Here is a 17,009-nt window from a genome sequence, read left to right on the forward strand (position 1 = left end):
ATCCCAAATTACTAACTCCTAACTTCCAACTCCTCACTTCTAACTCCTAACTAATTACACTCCCTTCGTTACTTTAACTAACAACTGATGCAAGAACTTGACCAGAAAAAGACTATTGACCTGCTGAACGCCATCATGGAATTTGAACTAGCAGGAGTAGTACGCTACACACATTATTCTTTGATGGTAACTGGCCCTAACCGGATTCCAATTGTAGCTTTTTTCAAAGCACAGGCAAGTGAATCTTTACTTCATGCCGAACAAGTGGGAGAAATTCTCACCGGTTTAGATGGGCATCCCTCCCTGAAAATTGCCCCAATGGAAGAAACCTACCAACATAAAGTCAAGGATATCTTGGAAGAAAGTTTATCCCATGAAAAAAAGGCATTGGATCTGTATAAAAAATTGCTCGAAACTGTCACCAATGCGAGCATTTACCTTGAAGAATTCGCTCGCGGTATGATTGGACAAGAAGAGATGCATAATCTCGAACTGAAAAAGATGCTACGCGATTTTGGTTCATAGTCATTAGTCATTAGTCCTTAGTCATTAGTCACTTGTACTGAGCGAAGTCGAAGTATTGGTCATTAGTCAAAAATAAATTCAAAGGACAGATGACAAAAGACAAAGGACTAATGACTAAGGACAAAAGAGAAAGGATAAAAGATGAATTTTAGTACTGCTCTACCTACTTTTGTAATAACACTTCGAGAAGGAGTGGAAGCTGCCCTTGTTGTTGGTATTGTGCTAGCTTTACTAAAAAAAGCTAAACAATCCCGGCTCAACTCATGGGTATATGCTGGTGTCGGCGTGGGCATTGTCGTCAGTGCCTTAATAGGTGTGCTATTCAGTTGGATAATTCAAGTACTGGGAGCCGCGAATCCTCAATACACCACCGTTGTTGAACCAGCGCTAGAAGGTGTGTTTAGTGTATTAGCGATCGCAATGCTCAGTTGGATGCTAATCTGGATGACTAAACAAGCCAGATTTATGAAAGCTACAGTTGAGGGAGCAGTAACAGAAGCGCTGACACAAAACTCAAATGCTGGCTGGGGTGTTTTTACTTTAATTTTAATTGCTGTTGTCCGCGAAGGCTTTGAAACTGTTCTCTTCATTGCAGCTAATTTTCAACAGGGATTAATGCCAGCCTTGGGCGCTATTGCTGGTTTGGTAGCCGCATCTGCCATTGGGGTGATGCTATTTAAATGGGGTGTCAAAATTAACATCCGCCAATTTTTCCAGGTAATGGGCATTTTATTAGTGTTGATTGTCGCTGGATTGGTAGTTTCAGCGTTGAAACATTTTGACGAAGCTGTAGCTAACCTTGCCCTTAGCAGTCGTGCCACAGAAAGTCTTTGTTTCTATTACGAACGTTTTACAAAAGTCCACTCTTGTATTTTGGGGCCAATGGTTTCCAATACTTCCACAATCTTACCTGACGAACAGTTTCCTGGGATTATTTTAAAATCTTTATTTGGCTATAGAGACAATCTTTATCTTGTGCAAGCAGTGGGATACGTGGGATTTTTACTCACCATTGGAGGACTGTATTTCCGCAGCCTTGGGGGTGCTTCTTCTGAAAGTAAAAAGAATATCCCTTTTGGTCAAAAACCAATTAGTTCTGCAAAAGATTAAAAGCACAATCATGTTGTTTCGTTTGTAGTCTCCCTTATTCCCAGTTTATGACTGGGAATTGCCTTTGCGATCGCTACGTTAATGTCGATTCAGAAATAGCTGCCTTAGTTAAAGCCACAGTTAATATTTTTGCCATTGTAATTGAATACAAATGTTTTAAAGGAATACCAATTAAAAAAAATAATGCAAAAAATCAACTATTTGTATAGACGCGATTAATCGCGTCTTTAGCCAAGAATGAAAAATAAAAACTTTAGATTTAGACATTCAACCAAGCAATGCTCTTATAGTGCAAACAACGCTTTCTTAAGCTGCTGACAAGCCTTTTCTATTGCATCTATACTACCCGGATTCACTAGGCCAAAATAATCAAACACATAAACTCGGTTATTTTTAGTTGCTTGTAATTGCTGCCAAAAAGCTTCCTTTTTCAACGAATCTAAAAGCGTCGCTTCCGAATTTCCTTGTGGAGGATTAACTAAAATTATCACCTCTGGATTTGCTTCTAAAACTTTCTCAGCCGAAAGCGTCACATAGCCACCAACTGGGCTTTTCCCTTGTAAATCTGCTGCTATATTTTTCGCCTGGAATTTTGCTAGCAAATCTCCTGCCCAACTGTTTTTATTCGGCGCTAAAATTGGTTGACGACTAACCAGCGCTAAAGTAGACGGACTCTGAGTTGGCTTATCTGGTAAGAAAGTTTTATAACGATTTAACAAAGGCTGAGGATCGGCATTAATTAATTCAGCAAGCTTTTTAGTAAGTTCTTCTAGAGATTCCCAGCTATTCACCTTAGTGAGCAAAGTTTGAATACCTAGCTGCTGAATTTTTTGAATTGGAATGTTAGAAAAACCTTCAGCACCAATAACTAAATCTGGTTTGAGTGCTACTACTTTCTCTAAATTTGGCGGATTTTGTCCTTCACTAACACGGGGAATATCCTTGAATCTTGAGTCATTCTTAAATAGTTTACTCCCAGTAATTCCGACAACTTTTGTTTGATCGAGTCGGGAGAGAATGTCAGCAGAAAGTGAAGAAAGAGCAACAACTCTTTTTGCTGAACCTTTTAGTAATTGCTGAGAGTTTGTGTTAGTCGCTTCAGTGGTATTTTCCACTTTGGTTTGTGGTTGCTGAGTAGTTACAGTGGTGCAAGCAACTAAAACTATACTCAACAAAACTGCGAAAGCAGATAAGAGCCAACGACGATGCATCTTAAAATTCCTTATAGTGAGTAAGAATGGTATAACAGTAACATTCGTAATTCGTAATTATTAATAACACTATCGGTTTTATTACGAATTACGAATTACAAATTATGAATTATTAATGTAATTGTTCCAATCCCTAGTTCAACTTACTTCGTCTCCATCCAATTTTCACCAACACGCGCCTCCACAAGCAAAGGAACACTCAACTGCACTGCATTTTCCATTACCGATTTAATTTGTAGTTGTAATTCCTCCCACTCATTAGGGGGAATTTCAAACACTAATTCATCATGAACTTGCAACAACAAACGCGCCTGATAGTTCTTCAAAACCTCATGCAATCTCACCATTGCAATTTTGATGATATCAGCGTTAGAACCTTGAATTGGTGCATTAGCCGCGGAGCGTAATAAACCTGCATCAAAAGCACCCAAATTCTTCAATTTACTCAGATCGATATCTTCTGGGTTGCTGCCTTTTAATTTGCGTAAACTGTTATTAGTAAAGTCAAAATAGCGACGACGACCGAAAATAGTTTCTACATAACCAAGAGCGATCGCTTCTTTTTTCACTCGCTCCAAATATGCAAATACTTTCGGATATCGTTCATTAAACCGCTTAATGAACTCGTTGGCAACGGTCTTATCTATTCCAGTTGAGCGCGAAAATCTTAGAGAACCCATTCCATAAATCACGCCAAAATTGATAGTTTTTGCCATTCCTCGTTCTTCTGAGGTTATATTTTCTTTTTCAAACACTAACCGCGCCGTCACAGTGTGAACATCTTCATTTTGCTGATATGCTTGCACTAATATCGGCTCTTGACTTAAATGAGCCAAAATCCGCAATTCAATTTGTGAGTAATCAGCAGCCACCATTAACCAGCCAGGTTCGGGCAAAAATGCCTTCCGAATTTGGCGACTAAAAGCTGTACGAATAGGGATATTTTGTAAATTCGGATTAGATGAAGATAACCTACCAGTTGATGTTGCTGCTTGATTAAAATCAGTATGCACTCGCTGGGTATCTGGACGTACTAATGCAGGTAATGCATCAACATAAGTAGACTTTAATTTAGATAGGGTGCGATACTCAACGATCGCTTTAACAAATCCGGTGTTATCATCTTCTTGAAGTCTTTCTAGTGTTGCTGCATCTGTAGAGTAGCCCGTTTGAATTTTACGAGAATGTCTGGTGCTTAACCCCAATTTTTCAAATATAATTTGGCTCAATTGCTTAGGAGAACCCAAGTTAAAATTTTCTCCAGCTATTTCAGTTGCTTCCTCTTTTAATCTGGCTAACTCAGTTTCTAAATGCTGCGAAAGTTCTTGTAAATAAGCTGAATTAATCCGAACGCCTGTATATTCCATTTGGGCTAAAACAGCTTCTAGCGGCTGTTCAACTTCCACTAATAGCTTAGATAAAGCTGGAATTTTATCCAGTTCCTCACGCAATTTCGCCACTAAACCAAAGGTAGAGTAAGCATCCATACCGCAGTAATCTGCCACGGCGGGAATATCTATATCAGCAATGGTTTTGCCTTTAGGAACTAAATCTAAGTAACTTTTTGCTATCAATCCCAAATATCGCTGCGCTAAATCCATCAAATTATGGCTAGAATCTGGATTTAGAATATAACTCGCTAGCATGGGATCGAACACTACTCCCGCCAAATTAATTCCTTGAGTTCTAAGAACTAAGCGGTCAAATTTAGCATTTTGTAAAGCTTTGGGATAATCGGCACTTTCGAGAATTAGGCGTAGTGTTTCTAACACCAAATCTTTGTTTAAATTTTCCCCAGTTTTGTGCCCTAAAGGAATATAGGCTACTTCATCTGGTTGCGTTCCCCAACAGCAACCAATTCCTACTAATGCAGCATCTCTTGGTTCTAAATCGGTAGTTTCAGTATCCCAAGCAACGGGTGTTTCTGGATTAGTGAATTTTTGCAAAATTTTCACTAACTCAGTTAATTTGGCTTCGGTGTTAATGATGCGTGGTGTAATTGGAGAAGTAGATTGTTGGGGAAATGCGGCTGTATCACTAGCACTGAAAAACCACAAATCATTATCTTCATCAGCGCTTAATTCTGAGTTAGTAAAATAGGAATTACTTACATTTGTTTTAACTTCTTGCTTTTCTTCAACTTTGCCACCAAAACGTTGCTGAAGGTCGTTGATTTTGCCTAAAAAAGACTTAAATTCTAACTTTTCTAAAATTGGTGATAAAACGCTTGTATCAAAGCCTTTTAATTTGCAATCTTCTAAATCAAATTCTATCGGAACATCTAAAACTATGGTTGCCAAATAGCGAGACTTCTCGGCATCTTCTTTACCTGCTGCCAGTTTTTTCTGAGTTGCGCCTTTAATTTCATCTAATGCAGTATAAACATTCTCAAGTGAACCATAGGTATTCAGCAGTTGCACTGCTGTTTTTTCGCCAATTCCCTTGACACCAGGAATATTATCTGATTTATCACCACAAAGAGCTTTAAAATCAACAATTTGTGAAGGTAAAACGCCCATCTTCTCTTTGACTTGTTCTGCTTTAAATTCCGTGATGCTATTTGTAGAGCGCTTTAGGGCATCTGGACTAAAATTCAGAACAGTGATTTCTTTGTCAGAGTCGATCAGTTGAAATAAATCGCGATCGCCAGTCAGAATCTTCACTCTATACCCAGCCGCAGTTACTCGTTGTGCTAAGGTTCCCAAAACATCATCAGCCTCAAAACCGGGGGCAGTGAAAAAGGGTAGATTAAAGCCATTCAGCAACTCATGCAGGTTTTCCAAGTCGGGAATGAAATCTTCTGGTGTTTCTGGGCGATCGGCTTTATAAGTATCGTCCGCTTCGTGGCGAAAAGTTGCCTCAGCCAAATCAAAAGCGATCGCCATTGCTTGAGGCTGTTGTGTTGCCATTACCTCCAACAGGCACTTCACAAAACCAAAACATATACTGGTGGGAATCCCCGTTTTGGTACGCAATCCTCCATCTCGCCCTTTGGCGAAAGCAAAGTATGAGCGATAAGCCAAGGAGTGTCCATCTACGAGGATGAACGTGGGGCGGGTTGCAGTTGCAGAAGTGAAAGTTTCAGACATAGCCCTATTTTAGCCAGAAGCTTTGTCACATAGTTAGCAATTTCAAAGCTTTGGCTACCTTTATTGTTACTCGTTGATGTCAAGAAGCGGATAAACCCGCAGTTAACTGGTATTTTAAATTAAAGAACTTGAGTCAGACAACTGATTTATAGGTAGATAAGCCATCTTCGCAAGCAATCAGATCGTCAAAATAAGAGTGCTGAAATCAGTTATGTATCAATCGATCGAGTAGCAATTTATCGATAAATTGGCGATCGCGAATCCAGTTATCTTGACGACCCGAACCAGATACAGATTGAGAAACGCTCACAATTTATATAGGAGCCACATGAGTACAATCACGACTAAGGATGGTACGTAAATCTATTACAAGGACTGGGACACAGGAGAGCCTCTTGTCTTCAGCCACGGCTGGCCACTAAGTGCAAAAGGCATCGGGGCCGCGATCGCTAAACATCTGGTAGCTGAAGGTGCAAGCGTTGTAATTATGATTTCCACAATCATTGCACCTCCCTCAATAGCCAGAAAGTTTTTAACTTTGAGTGTGAAAATCTGATGAAAGCAAACTATCTCCAAGGAGTTTTGCGCTGATGGAAACAGCAGATGTCATTGTCATCGGCAGTGGTCAAGGAGGCATTCCACTGGCGGCTGATTTTGCCAATGAGGGACGTAAGGTTGTCTTGTTTGAGCGGGATGCTTTAGGTGGCAGTTGCATCAACTATGGCTGCACTCCGTCTAAAGCGTTCTTAGCAGCGGCTCATGCAGCAGGGCGATCGCGTCAGGCTAAGAAGTTAGGCATCCACACGGAAGTAGAGGTGGATTTTCCCGCTGTCATGGAGCGAGTTTGGGGAATCCGCAGCCGCTTTAATCAGGGGATTCGCCAGCGATTGGAGAGTGCGGGTGTCAAAGTCATTTGTGCCGAAGCTGCTTTTGTGGGTGAACGGACGGTCAAAGGTGGGGATGTTACCCTTGAGGCTCCTCTGGTAATCATTAACACGGGTACGTCCTCGCTGATTCCTGACATTCCCGGACTTGCAGGAACTCCTTATCTAACCAACCGCAACTTTTTTGACTTGAACACCTTACCAGCCCGTTTATTGGCGATTGGAGGCGGCTATATTGGCTTGGAATTGGGACAAGGACTAGCGCGTTTGGGCAGTGAGACCCACTTAATTGTCCGGGGCGATCGCGTCCTCGAACAGGAAGAGTCTGATGTCAGTGAGGTCTTAGCAGAAGCATTCAAGCAGGATGGGATTGCGCTTCATTTTGGAGTTAATGTAAATCACGTCGCCCATGAGAGTAATGTGTTTAAACTCACTTTGAGCAGTGGCGAACAACTTCAAGGAGAAGCGTTACTGGTTGCGATTGGACGGAAACCCAATACAAGTTCATTAAATGCAGCTGCCAGCAAAATTGAGCAAGACGATCGAGGATTTATTAAAATTGATGACCAGTTCCATACCACCTGTTCTGGAGTCTATGCCATCGGGGATGCTGCCAAACAGCCTGCCTTTACGCATGTGTCGTGGGAGGACTATCGCCGCTTAAAAGCAATTTTGTGTGGAGAAAACCGGACACGGAGCGATCGCGTTCTTGGCTATGCGGTCTACACAGAACCCCAAGTAGGGCGAGTGGGTATGACCTTAGAACAGGCTCAGAAACAAGGCATCAACGCGCGTGCTGTCACGTTACCTATGAGCCAAATTGCGCGTGCGATCGAGTGGGGGCATGACCTCGGATTTTATCGCATGGCGATCGACAGCGACACAGACAAAATTCTGGGAGCAACCCTGGTAGGATACGAAACTGCTGAACTGGTGCATGTTTTTTTATCCCTGATAGAAGCAGGAGCAACCTGGCAGTTGTTAGAGCGATCGGTTCACATCCATCCCACCTATGGTGAAGCTTTACCCAGTCTGGCACGGTTGCTGCTTGGAGATAATATGCCAGGGTGTCCGAATATGTGAAGAGGTTTTATTGATGTACAACGTCAGTTGGCATTAATAAGTAGATGCCTAAGCTAGGAAGACATCCTCCTGACTCGGCTACAAAACTGTTCTCTGTTTCGATTGCTCATTTACCTCTGGTACTAATGAGCTTTTTGTGCTTTTTATACAATTTAACGTCTACGTATTTACAGCTTTAGTACGGAAGCCAAGTAGAACCAACTCTTGGCAGGTATACCAGCCTAATTAAGTACGTGAGTATAAGCATAGTAACCAGATAGTAACTAGATCCCTAAGCGATCGCCAAAAGTCAAGGATCTATCTCCTGAGCCTTTTATGTTTAATTAGGTTGACCTAGCTTACATCTTAGGAACGAAGAAAAACTAGCTTAATATTTCGACATCAGATTACCACTATCAAAATCACTTTACCTTAACAAAACTTTATATATACCGTTGAAAAAGTCTATTTTTCAAATAAATTTAAACATAATAACTTTACATAAAATTACGTGTATTTATCAAGACTACAAGCAAAGTTTCAGAGTTAGAAATAGGTTAGTAATTCCGTAATCATTCTTTTCAGAAAGGCATCTTTTATCCATGACAACAAAACTATTCAACACTCTAGCTGCTGCTACAACCTTGGCAGGAATTGTTGCAACATCTGGAGCAGCTAATGCAGCTTCTCTCTCCTACAATAGTTCCACTAATTACGATTTCACAAACATCATTGATGCACCTCTGAGCGTCCAAAAATTTGACTCATCTTTGGGTACACTCAAGGGTATAACGATAAGTTTTACTGGCGACTTACTTGGAAATGCAGGTTTTGAAAACAGGAGTCCAACCGCGACTCAGGTGACAGTAAATCTTGCTAGTCAACTCAGTTTAAAACTAAATAATCAGTCTCTATTTGCGCTCAATCCACAAGATATATCGAGTTATCAAGCTGCTAAATATGACGGCATCACTGATTATAGTGGCACCTCTGGAAAGACTATTTCTAATTTAACTGCCACACAATCTGCTACTCAGTCTTTCACCAATACCCAATTCTTGCAGTCTTTCATCGGTAATGGCGACATAGACTTCTTGTTCTCAGCTTTAGCCAACTCAGTAGTTACAGGTTCGGGCAACATGAGATCCTATATTGATACTTATGCCAAAGCAGGTATCAAAGTAACTTATGACTACGATGAGGTGAAAGCAGTACCTGAGTCTTCTGCCACACTGGGAATTGGTTTAGTTGCTGGGCTTTGTTTGTTGTCACAACGCAAAAAAAGCTGGATCAAAATGTTTAATTAATAGGCTTTCTTGAATAGGTAAGTTTTTTCCATCTTATCTATCAAACAAGCTCTCTAATTTAAATAATGAAAAAACCCGATTCTCGAAAAAATCGGGTTTTTTTATTGCGCTTATATCCTCACGGTACTAGTCTGTGAAGTTTAAATTGATGGGTAAACAAGTTCGTAGTAAGGACTTTAGTCCTTAACTTTCTAAGCACGCTTTGTGCTTACGACAAACTTTTCATTACTAGCTTAGATATTGTAGTAAGTAAATTGGATTGACTAGATATGCCAATTTTTTCTACTACTCCCTACTAATCGCTAGAGCCTGTTAACCTCTTATTGGAACTTAAAATATAGGAAATCATGCAGAAAGCATCTACTGACAATCAGGCTGCTGCAAAAGACATTAAACTACTAGTTTTGGATATAGATGGCACGATCGCTGGACACTCTAACACTATCAGCGAACCTGTAAAGCAAGCAATATTTGCAGCGCAAGCACGAGGAATTCAAGTAGCGATCGCCACAGGTCGAATGTATCGTTCAGCCTTGCGCTTCCACCAAGATATTGGCTCTACCCTACCATTAATGGCCTATCAAGGAGCCTGGATTCAAGACCCGAACACCCAAAAAATTCATCGTCATTGGGTTGTTTCTAGAGAAATCGCCCACCAGTTACTCGACTATTTTGAAAAGCCTGAGTTGCGATCGCTTCTATCTGTTCACTTTTACATCAACGACCAGCTATACGTCCGTGAGTTAACCAGAGAAACCAAAATTTATGCAGAACGTTCTGGTATTATTGCGATTCCTGTAGGTGATTTGCGTCAAGCCTTAACGAATGAACCGACAAAAATTCTTGCTTTATCTGATGACACTGACGTAATCGACAAGCTATTAGGAAATTTGCGCCGTCAATACACACCTGCTGAACTTTATATGACAACCTCTGTTGCTACCTTTTTTGAAGCAACTAACGCCTCTGTAAATAAGGGAACTGCTATACGTTACCTAGCCGAAGAATTGCTGGGATTACAATTAGCCAACGTTATGGCGATTGGTGATAACTTCAATGATGTGGAAATGCTGGAGTATGCCGGACTTGGTGTAGCTATGGGCAACGCACCAGCAGGAGTGCAAGCGATCGCTAATTGGGTAGCTCCTAGCGTAGAGGAACATGGGGCAGCAGTAGCAATTGAAAAGTTTTTGCTGTAGTGCAGGCATTTTTTCAAATCTAACCCATACAAATCAGAAAGGACACCGACGACTGGCCGTGTTTCGTCTCGGTGCCCCTGCTGGTTCGCTCCTCACACAACAGCTAATGTATCCGAGGTGGTGCATTGAGTCAATAGCTATATAAAAAGTTTTTATTTTTACCTAAGCGACATTACCGATTTATAACTCCAAAGGCGCAAAAACCCCCAGATTTTCCTCTAGAACAAATCTTAATACTGATTGAGTAGCCATGAGCAATCCGAGTCTAGCTTGGGCCAGTTCTGGTGACGTAATTTTGATCTCACCCCAAATCCGACAATTAGACCAAAACTTTTCAAAAGCTTGGCTCAAATTCAGCGCTACTTTTTCCCATTTCACCGAACTGCTAACATCAGGGCACTCTATGTTGTCTACCACTTGTATTAATTCGCCAATTAGACGACGCTCATCTGAGTGATTGAGTTGTAGTGTTCCGTCGCAATTAAGCCAAGGTAGAGGGTTAGGAAAAATAACATCCCAAAAAGCTGGACTAGTATTTGGAATCGGTTCTCTAAGTTTAATCAACCCCTCTCGATGAGCCAGCAGCACTAGCGAACAGCAGCGTGCATGAGCATATTGAACAGTAAACAAATTGGGCATTGGGCATTGAGCATTAATTGCCTCCTCTGCTCCCCTGCTCCCCTGCTCACCTGCTCCCCAAGAACTCCCGACTACGAGACTATGTAACCAAGTCGCTAAGGCTGAGTTAGTTAATTCAAAATTTATCCAACCAGGGGGAACTATTTGAATGCTAAAAACGTCCTCACCAATCCCTGATAAATCTGAAGCGATCGCACTGGCAAGCTCCATCGCTTTTCGATTCTGAGATTTTGATAGTCGCAGAGACACACTTGAGGTATAGAAAACTCTATTGTCATCTCTACCTTTATGTAGAGGAATTTTTTCGTCTTTTATGTATTTACTTTCTGTTTTATAAGTATCAATGCTTATCGATTTTAGTAGGTAACTATATAATAGCTGTTTGATTGACGTATATTTGCTAACTGGTAATTTATGATGCACGTAATATTATTTAAATAGTCATGTAAGATATATTTGCTACATTTATGTCATCTACCTTGCGGTATAAATTTAATTTAGATGAAGAAAAATGAGAAGAGGATAAAATTTGATGAATAATCGATGAATAGTAAGTAAACTTTACTACCACCATTGTACAGTAGGAAGTATAACAAATAGTAGAGAGTAATTTGCTTTCTATTCTTTGGATTGGCTGGCGCTGTTAGGCGTTAAGCCTGCCTCGTCAACACAAAGACACTCCTTGCACCCTTTTATTTACGTCTTTGTCTTCAGCCGAACGCTCTTTGTTACCTATGCAATCTCCATCCTCCTTTTCTGAGGCATCACGGCCTTTTTTGACTTGGCAACGCATTCTTGACTGGGCTCAAGAACACTATCGTTGCCGCACCTTTAGCAAAGATGAGCGCATTCCAGCCCGGCCTGGATTGCTGTATTTGGTGCAAAGGGGTGCGATCCGCATGGTAGGAACCGCCCAAGTTAGTGCTACTGCCAGTCAGCTAACGTCTCGACGAATCAACAGAACCCCAGAAGAAGCGTTCTTGGGTTTTGTGGGAGCGGGACAGCCATTTGAAATTGTTGCTCAGTCACCATTCACACTCCAGGCTTACGCCCATGTCGATCAAACTGCGGTGCTGTGGATGTACTGGCATGATTTAGACAATTGGCCTCACTTCCGTCGCGAAGTTATGGATGCCTTTAGGTATCAGCACCAGCGTAAGCTGCTGTGGCTGAGTGCCTTGGGACAACGCCGCACAATTGACCGACTCTTAGGATTTCTCACATTGTTAATTGAGGAATATGGAGAGCCAGCAATGAGCGACACCGATCCTGATGTGATTCGCGGTTATTGTCTGCCCTTTCCCCTCACTCATGCCCAAATTGGTAGCGCGATTGGTTCGACTCGTGTCACCGTTACCCGCTTGATGGGTAAGCTGCGTCAACGTGGTTTAATCTTGACTCAAGGGGATAATCTCATTTGCTTGCCAGCAGAATCGATTAATAGAGCTGGTTAAGGTACAGTTCAGAGCGGCGATTTCCGCCACTCTGTCTTGAGTGCGATTCGCTCTTGTCAGCGAATTTTGACAAATCCGGCTTGGGTAATCAGTTGCTGTCCCTGCTCTGTCAACAGTAAGTTGGCGTAAGCGACACCTGCTTGCTGCTCAGTCTGACCATTCTGTTTGACCACCACAAACAGATTGCGGGTAATCGGGTATTTTCCTGATTGAAAAGCATCAATGTTCAATTTGTTCCGTTTACCAGGACATTCAGACGGGAGGACAGAAGGTTCTTGGTATGGAGCAATGTATTGCCCTTGCGTGCGCCCCAACGGCAAGGACTTGATTGAGCATTGAGGAATCACCTCTGGGGCAGAAGCGTAGTAGATGCTACCAGGACTATCAGCCAATTTTTGCAAGGCTTGGGTGGTTGTGGAGATAAATTCTACATTGGAGCTGAAAGCTTGACCACCCAAGATGTCTTGGACAAAAAGTTCGACAGTACCGCCATCAGCAATACGGCGAGAATAGGGCTTAATTGGGATATTGGGGCCGCCCACCTGGCTCCAATTATTGATTTTGCCTGTGTAAATTGACTTTAATTGTTCTACCGTTAGTCCTGGGATATTCAGGTTTGGGTTAACTGCAACCGCTAAACCATCAATTGCCACAGGAATTTGTTTCAAACTGAACCCACGCTGCTGGGCACGGCTTAATTCCGGATCTAGAACTGGTCGGGAAGATTGGGCAAAGGCTAGTTGACCGTCTATCAAGGACTGAATGCCAGTACCAGAACCAGGCGATGCATTGCTGGGTTCTACATAGCGCAGCCGTAACTCTGGCCGCGCGGCTTGAATTGCCGGATCGACTACTAGTCGAATCGGTGCCCAAGATGTACTGCCTCCGTAATTGAATAATCCTGTAGGAACATCCTTTACTGAAGTGAAAGTATTGCCACTAGGTTGTTCCGATTTGGTTTGGGGCGTTTTGGTGTTACCAGAATTAATTGTATTTAGATTGACACCAGATTTTCTAGTAAACCACCAAAAACCGCCAGCTATTAGCCCGACGGTGATGAGGATGGATAATACAAGAATAGTTGTTTCATTTTTTTGGGACATAGTATAATTACCCGCGCATCCATTCAATATAAGTGCTTGACTTGACAAGTGCTTGCTACTTGAGATTGTATTTGGAGGACGGGTGTTTTATTAAAACTGCTGACAAATCCTCACTTCTGACTACAAGAGATGCCAAGGTATAATAAATTTTCCTGGGATTAATCGTTTCTTTTCTCAAGACTTGAGTGTTAGTGAGGATAAGTTATTAGTTGATACTAAGAAATTTCCCCGTAAAGCTCAATTTCTCATCTTCAGGGTTTTTCCAGGTTAACTATTGGTTAATTTTTAATTTTTTATTGCTGATTAACGCACTGGTTCAAAGTCATAACCAGTGCGAGAGCGAGAACCAGGAACAATTTTTACAAGTTGCACTGAGGCATTGCGATCGCCTGATGCTAAAAACCGAATTGTACCAGAAGCACCAGTGGCAGAAAAGTCAGATGACAAGAGTGCTTGTTGGACTCCATCTCGCGTGGGATTGCGTTCTAATGCCGCAATTAGAGCGACAGTGGCATCATAACTGAGGGCGCTTCGCCAACTCACATCAGCGCCCCATAATTGCCGCGATTTCTGGGGAAAATCTGACTTCGGATTGCTATCAATATGCCAAGGAACTGCCAATACCATCCCCACAGCTTGTTCTCTGCCAATTTCCAAAGTTTTAGCGGTGTAAACATCATCTCCCGCCAACAAAGTTAACTTTTTCTGATTAATCTGAATTACTTGCAGCGCTTTATCGAGAGTTTCAGCGTTAGCAGCCAACATCAAAACTTCTGCACCTTGTTTAGTTGCTTGTTCTATACTTTTAGCCGCACTAAAATCCGCCTTGGATAAGTCAAATTCGCTGGCTACTTGTCCACCCTCTAAAGAAACGGATGAAACAAACTCAGACTTTAAAGACTGGCTATAGTTACTCTGAGAATTAAAGAAAACCACTGCATTTTTTTTCTGCAAGGTTCTCACCATATAGTTGGCTAAAGTTCTTGCAGCCATAAAATCACTGGGAACTGTCCGAAAAACGTAGCGGCTAAAGTTAGAAATTTTGACAGATGTACTAGTGGGAGATATGGCTACAAGTTGTCCAGAAGTATAGATAGTACCTGCGGCTAAGGTGGAATCGCTAGTATTCGGCCCAACTACACCCAATACTTCAGAATTGCTAACTAGGGTAGAAGCGATTTGCTTGGATATTTCTGGATTGTCGTCGTCATTAGCTATCCCTACCCTCAACGGTACTCCCTTAATTCCTCCTGAGCTATTGACTTGATTTTGGGCTTGGGCTATCCCGCGTAAAATTTCTAAAGCAACATTGGGGTCAGTGCCGAATGGTACAGAAGCAACGATGGTATAGCTCTTGGAAGAAGCGATTCGGGCATTGTTAAGAAAAATTAACGTTTCTGGATCGTTTCGATTGAGTTTTAGAGCAGCTGTGAAATTGGCGATCGCTTTATCATAACTTTTAGCTGCGATCGCCTGTACTCCTTCTTTTTTCGCAGCAGAAATGTCACCCAAAGTAAAAGATTTTTCCCCAAAACTAATGCGGTCTTGCAAGGATGAATTGTTGCCTGGTTGTTGATTTGGAAGAATGTTATTACCAATTTTGGCTCCATTGTTACTAAACCACCAAAACCCACCGCCAACAATGCCAGCTGTCAGCAGCAGGGCCAAAGCTAAAATTGTGGTTTCATTTTTTTGTGACATGAACAAGTTTAAATAAAGTAAAAATGTTTATTCTTTAAATGGTGCCAGTATCAGGTGATACTTTTCGTACTGCTTCTGTGGTAGTGCCAACACAACTAAACATTTGCAACAAAATTCTGTTTAGTGATGACAACGCCTAAAAAAAGACTAAATATTTCGTTTTTCTGAGACATTTATGTAGCTGTTAGCACCAGAAGTTTTTTAAAGTAAAAGAGATAATAATTTATAAATAAGTCGAAATACAGCTGTTAAGGAAACAGCTATTAAGCCTGCTCCCACTGCTAAAATCACCACTGACGGAAGGTCAAGACCTCCCCGTAAAAAGGGGACAAAAAAAATAATTGCAAAAGTAATTGTGGGAATAATTAATAAATCGAACTTTTCAATCCACCGCCTGGTTTGGGCAAAAATTAGTATACCTAAAATCAGGGCAGAAGTAATCAAAGTAACTATTGATGATTTTACTAGACCGAAGAGAGCGATCGCGATCAATGCACCCTCAAATCCACTAAATGCCGCCCCGCCCAATAATTCCAATGTAGAAAATGTTGGTTGAGTTGGCGGACGGCGGGGAACGACGGGATTAGAACCTTTTGACGGTTGTGGCGGAAGTGTTACAGAGGGTGAATTAAGTTGTATAGGGGTTAGAGGCTGTGAGTTAAGTGCATCTATAACCTCCTGGGCTGACTGGAAGCGCTGATTAGCAGCAGGTAGCAGCATTTTGTCTAATATATCAGTAAGGCGAGGGCTGACAGTCACTTGCGATCGCCATTTCCACTGGTTGCTATAGGCATCAAATAGTTTAACTGCTTCCTGATTTGTCAACAAGGTAATAAGAGTTACAGCTAATGCGTATAAATCTGTAGATGGGAATACTTGACCCCCAGCCATCTGTTCAGGCGGTGCAAATCCCATCGAATAAATTCCTGTGGAAGAAGCGGCAGAACCCAGTGCAACATTTGTTACTTGCTTAACTGCACCAAAATCTAGTAAAAAAAGTCTACCATCACGACGGCGCATGATGTTAGAAGGTTTAATATCTCTGTGGATAATGCCTCTATGATGGACAAACTTTAGTACCTTCAGAATTTCTTGCAGCACCTCCAACACTTGCTGTTCAGAAAATTTGCCTTGTTGAACTAATTCTTCCTCTAAGTTTTGCCCATCAATGTATTCTTGTACTAAGTAAAAAAATTGGTCTTGCTGTCCTGGTTGCAAACTATTAACTATCACTGGAAAGAAGGCGAATAAATCAGGTATTTGCTCGTGATCGTTACCAAGTTGTGCTAAAACTTCTGCTTCTCTTTCAAACATTAACTGCGCTTGTTGCAGTTGAGTTAAAGTTAAATTCCCCGATGGTTGAAACTGCTTAACCACGCATTGACGCATTCCTGGTATTCGGCGATCGCGTGCCAAAAATGCGGCTCCAAACCCGCCTCTTCCCAGCAGTTTAGTTGGCACGTATCGACCATCTAGCATCAATGGCATACCACAGGTAGTGCAATACTTTTGCTGGGTTGTTTTCAGTGTCGTAACATCATCTAAATCGGCAAAATAGTTTTGTGGGCGTGGACAACGCAAACGAGTGCAGTAAACTTCCATTTTCGTGATTAGTCATTAGTCATTGGTCATTGGTCATTGGTCATTGGTCATTGGTCATTGGTCATTGGTGAGCCAGCGACGGGTACATGGAGAGTTTTCCCATGAGCTACTGGCTGTCTTCGC

General features: G+C 41.8%; 12 protein-coding genes. 6 read left to right on the forward strand and 6 right to left on the reverse strand.

Annotated elements, in window-relative coordinates; genetic code table 11:
* The first annotated feature begins 87 nt into the window (after window positions 1-87).
* Both RM368_RS03510 and RM368_RS03515 read left to right on the forward strand, forming a co-directional pair.
* Window positions 88-525, forward strand: coding sequence for a ferritin-like domain-containing protein (locus RM368_RS03510; protein WP_322670732.1), 438 nt, complete (start codon window positions 88-90; stop codon window positions 523-525).
* A gap of 141 nt (window positions 526-666) precedes the next feature.
* Window positions 667-1,635, forward strand: coding sequence for an FTR1 family protein (locus RM368_RS03515; RefSeq protein ID WP_322692759.1), 969 nt, complete (start codon window positions 667-669; stop codon window positions 1,633-1,635).
* 284 nt (window positions 1,636-1,919) lie between these two features.
* Here RM368_RS03515 and RM368_RS03520 read toward each other — a convergent pair whose 3' ends face one another.
* Both RM368_RS03520 and polA read right to left on the reverse strand, forming a co-directional pair.
* Entirely contained in the window at window positions 1,920-2,846 is a 927-nt protein-coding gene (locus tag RM368_RS03520) for an ABC transporter substrate-binding protein (RefSeq protein WP_322692760.1), read from the reverse strand.
* Between the two features lie 143 nt (window positions 2,847-2,989).
* Window positions 2,990-5,935, reverse strand: a complete 2,946-nt coding sequence (gene polA / locus RM368_RS03525) for a DNA polymerase I (protein WP_322692761.1) — start codon at window positions 5,933-5,935, stop codon at window positions 2,990-2,992.
* A 590-nt stretch (window positions 5,936-6,525) separates the two neighbouring features.
* Here polA and RM368_RS03530 point away from each other — a divergent pair.
* The 3 genes from RM368_RS03530 (at window position 6,526) to RM368_RS03540 (ending at window position 10,387) form a co-directional block, all read left to right on the forward strand.
* Window positions 6,526-7,902 (forward strand): dihydrolipoyl dehydrogenase family protein, encoded by a 1,377-nt coding sequence (locus tag RM368_RS03530; RefSeq protein ID WP_322692762.1) that lies wholly within the window; start codon window positions 6,526-6,528, stop codon window positions 7,900-7,902.
* A 581-nt stretch (window positions 7,903-8,483) separates the two neighbouring features.
* Window positions 8,484-9,188 (forward strand): PEP-CTERM sorting domain-containing protein, encoded by a 705-nt coding sequence (locus RM368_RS03535; protein ID WP_322692763.1) that lies wholly within the window; start codon window positions 8,484-8,486, stop codon window positions 9,186-9,188.
* Between the two features lie 347 nt (window positions 9,189-9,535).
* Window positions 9,536-10,387, forward strand: a complete 852-nt coding sequence (locus RM368_RS03540) for a Cof-type HAD-IIB family hydrolase (protein WP_322692764.1) — start codon at window positions 9,536-9,538, stop codon at window positions 10,385-10,387.
* A gap of 180 nt (window positions 10,388-10,567) precedes the next feature.
* Here RM368_RS03540 and RM368_RS03545 read toward each other — a convergent pair whose 3' ends face one another.
* Complete coding sequence (locus tag RM368_RS03545; protein WP_322692765.1) at window positions 10,568-11,449, reverse strand: DALR anticodon-binding domain-containing protein; 882 nt, start codon at window positions 11,447-11,449, stop codon at window positions 10,568-10,570.
* 311 nt (window positions 11,450-11,760) lie between these two features.
* Here RM368_RS03545 and RM368_RS03550 point away from each other — a divergent pair, with 311 nt between their 5' ends.
* Entirely contained in the window at window positions 11,761-12,480 is a 720-nt protein-coding gene (locus tag RM368_RS03550) for a Crp/Fnr family transcriptional regulator (RefSeq protein ID WP_012412419.1), read from the forward strand.
* 56 nt (window positions 12,481-12,536) lie between these two features.
* On the opposite strand, the gene RM368_RS03555 is transcribed toward RM368_RS03550, so the two are convergent.
* The 3 genes from RM368_RS03555 to RM368_RS03565 all read right to left on the reverse strand — a co-directional run bounded on the left by RM368_RS03555 (window position 12,537) and on the right by RM368_RS03565 (window position 16,886).
* Window positions 12,537-13,583 carry a PstS family phosphate ABC transporter substrate-binding protein gene (locus RM368_RS03555; protein ID WP_322692766.1) on the reverse strand — a complete coding sequence of 349 codons (1,047 nt, stop codon included), beginning with the start codon at window positions 13,581-13,583 and terminating at the stop codon, window positions 12,537-12,539.
* A 303-nt stretch (window positions 13,584-13,886) separates the two neighbouring features.
* Window positions 13,887-15,284 (reverse strand): ABC transporter substrate-binding protein, encoded by a 1,398-nt coding sequence (locus RM368_RS03560; protein ID WP_322692767.1) that lies wholly within the window; start codon window positions 15,282-15,284, stop codon window positions 13,887-13,889.
* 201 nt (window positions 15,285-15,485) lie between these two features.
* Window positions 15,486-16,886, reverse strand: a complete 1,401-nt coding sequence (locus RM368_RS03565; protein ID WP_322692768.1) for a serine/threonine-protein kinase — start codon at window positions 16,884-16,886, stop codon at window positions 15,486-15,488.
* Between the last annotated feature and the right edge of the window lie 123 nt (window positions 16,887-17,009).

Source organism: Nostoc sp. DedSLP03 (genome assembly GCF_034530815.1).
Taxonomy (GTDB): Bacteria; Cyanobacteriota; Cyanobacteriia; order Cyanobacteriales; family Nostocaceae; genus Nostoc.

What these genes read in the sequence shown, in the direction of transcription:
- RM368_RS03530 (WP_322692762.1), top strand. Translation starts at nt 6,526, where the DNA reads ATGGAAACAGCAGATGTCATTGTCATCGGCAGTGGTCAAGGAGGCATT.
- RM368_RS03535 (WP_322692763.1), top strand. Translation starts at nt 8,484, where the DNA reads ATGACAACAAAACTATTCAACACTCTAGCTGCTGCTACAACCTTGGCA.
- RM368_RS03520 (WP_322692760.1), bottom strand. Translation starts at nt 2,846, where the DNA reads ATGCATCGTCGTTGGCTCTTATCTGCTTTCGCAGTTTTGTTGAGTATA.
- RM368_RS03550 (WP_012412419.1), top strand. Translation starts at nt 11,761, where the DNA reads ATGCAATCTCCATCCTCCTTTTCTGAGGCATCACGGCCTTTTTTGACT.
- RM368_RS03560 (WP_322692767.1), bottom strand. Translation starts at nt 15,284, where the DNA reads ATGTCACAAAAAAATGAAACCACAATTTTAGCTTTGGCCCTGCTGCTG.
- RM368_RS03510 (WP_322670732.1), top strand. Translation starts at nt 88, where the DNA reads ATGCAAGAACTTGACCAGAAAAAGACTATTGACCTGCTGAACGCCATC.
- RM368_RS03565 (WP_322692768.1), bottom strand. Translation starts at nt 16,886, where the DNA reads ATGGAAGTTTACTGCACTCGTTTGCGTTGTCCACGCCCACAAAACTAT.
- RM368_RS03555 (WP_322692766.1), bottom strand. Translation starts at nt 13,583, where the DNA reads ATGTCCCAAAAAAATGAAACAACTATTCTTGTATTATCCATCCTCATC.
- RM368_RS03515 (WP_322692759.1), top strand. Translation starts at nt 667, where the DNA reads ATGAATTTTAGTACTGCTCTACCTACTTTTGTAATAACACTTCGAGAA.
- RM368_RS03540 (WP_322692764.1), top strand. Translation starts at nt 9,536, where the DNA reads ATGCAGAAAGCATCTACTGACAATCAGGCTGCTGCAAAAGACATTAAA.
- polA (WP_322692761.1), bottom strand. Translation starts at nt 5,935, where the DNA reads ATGTCTGAAACTTTCACTTCTGCAACTGCAACCCGCCCCACGTTCATC.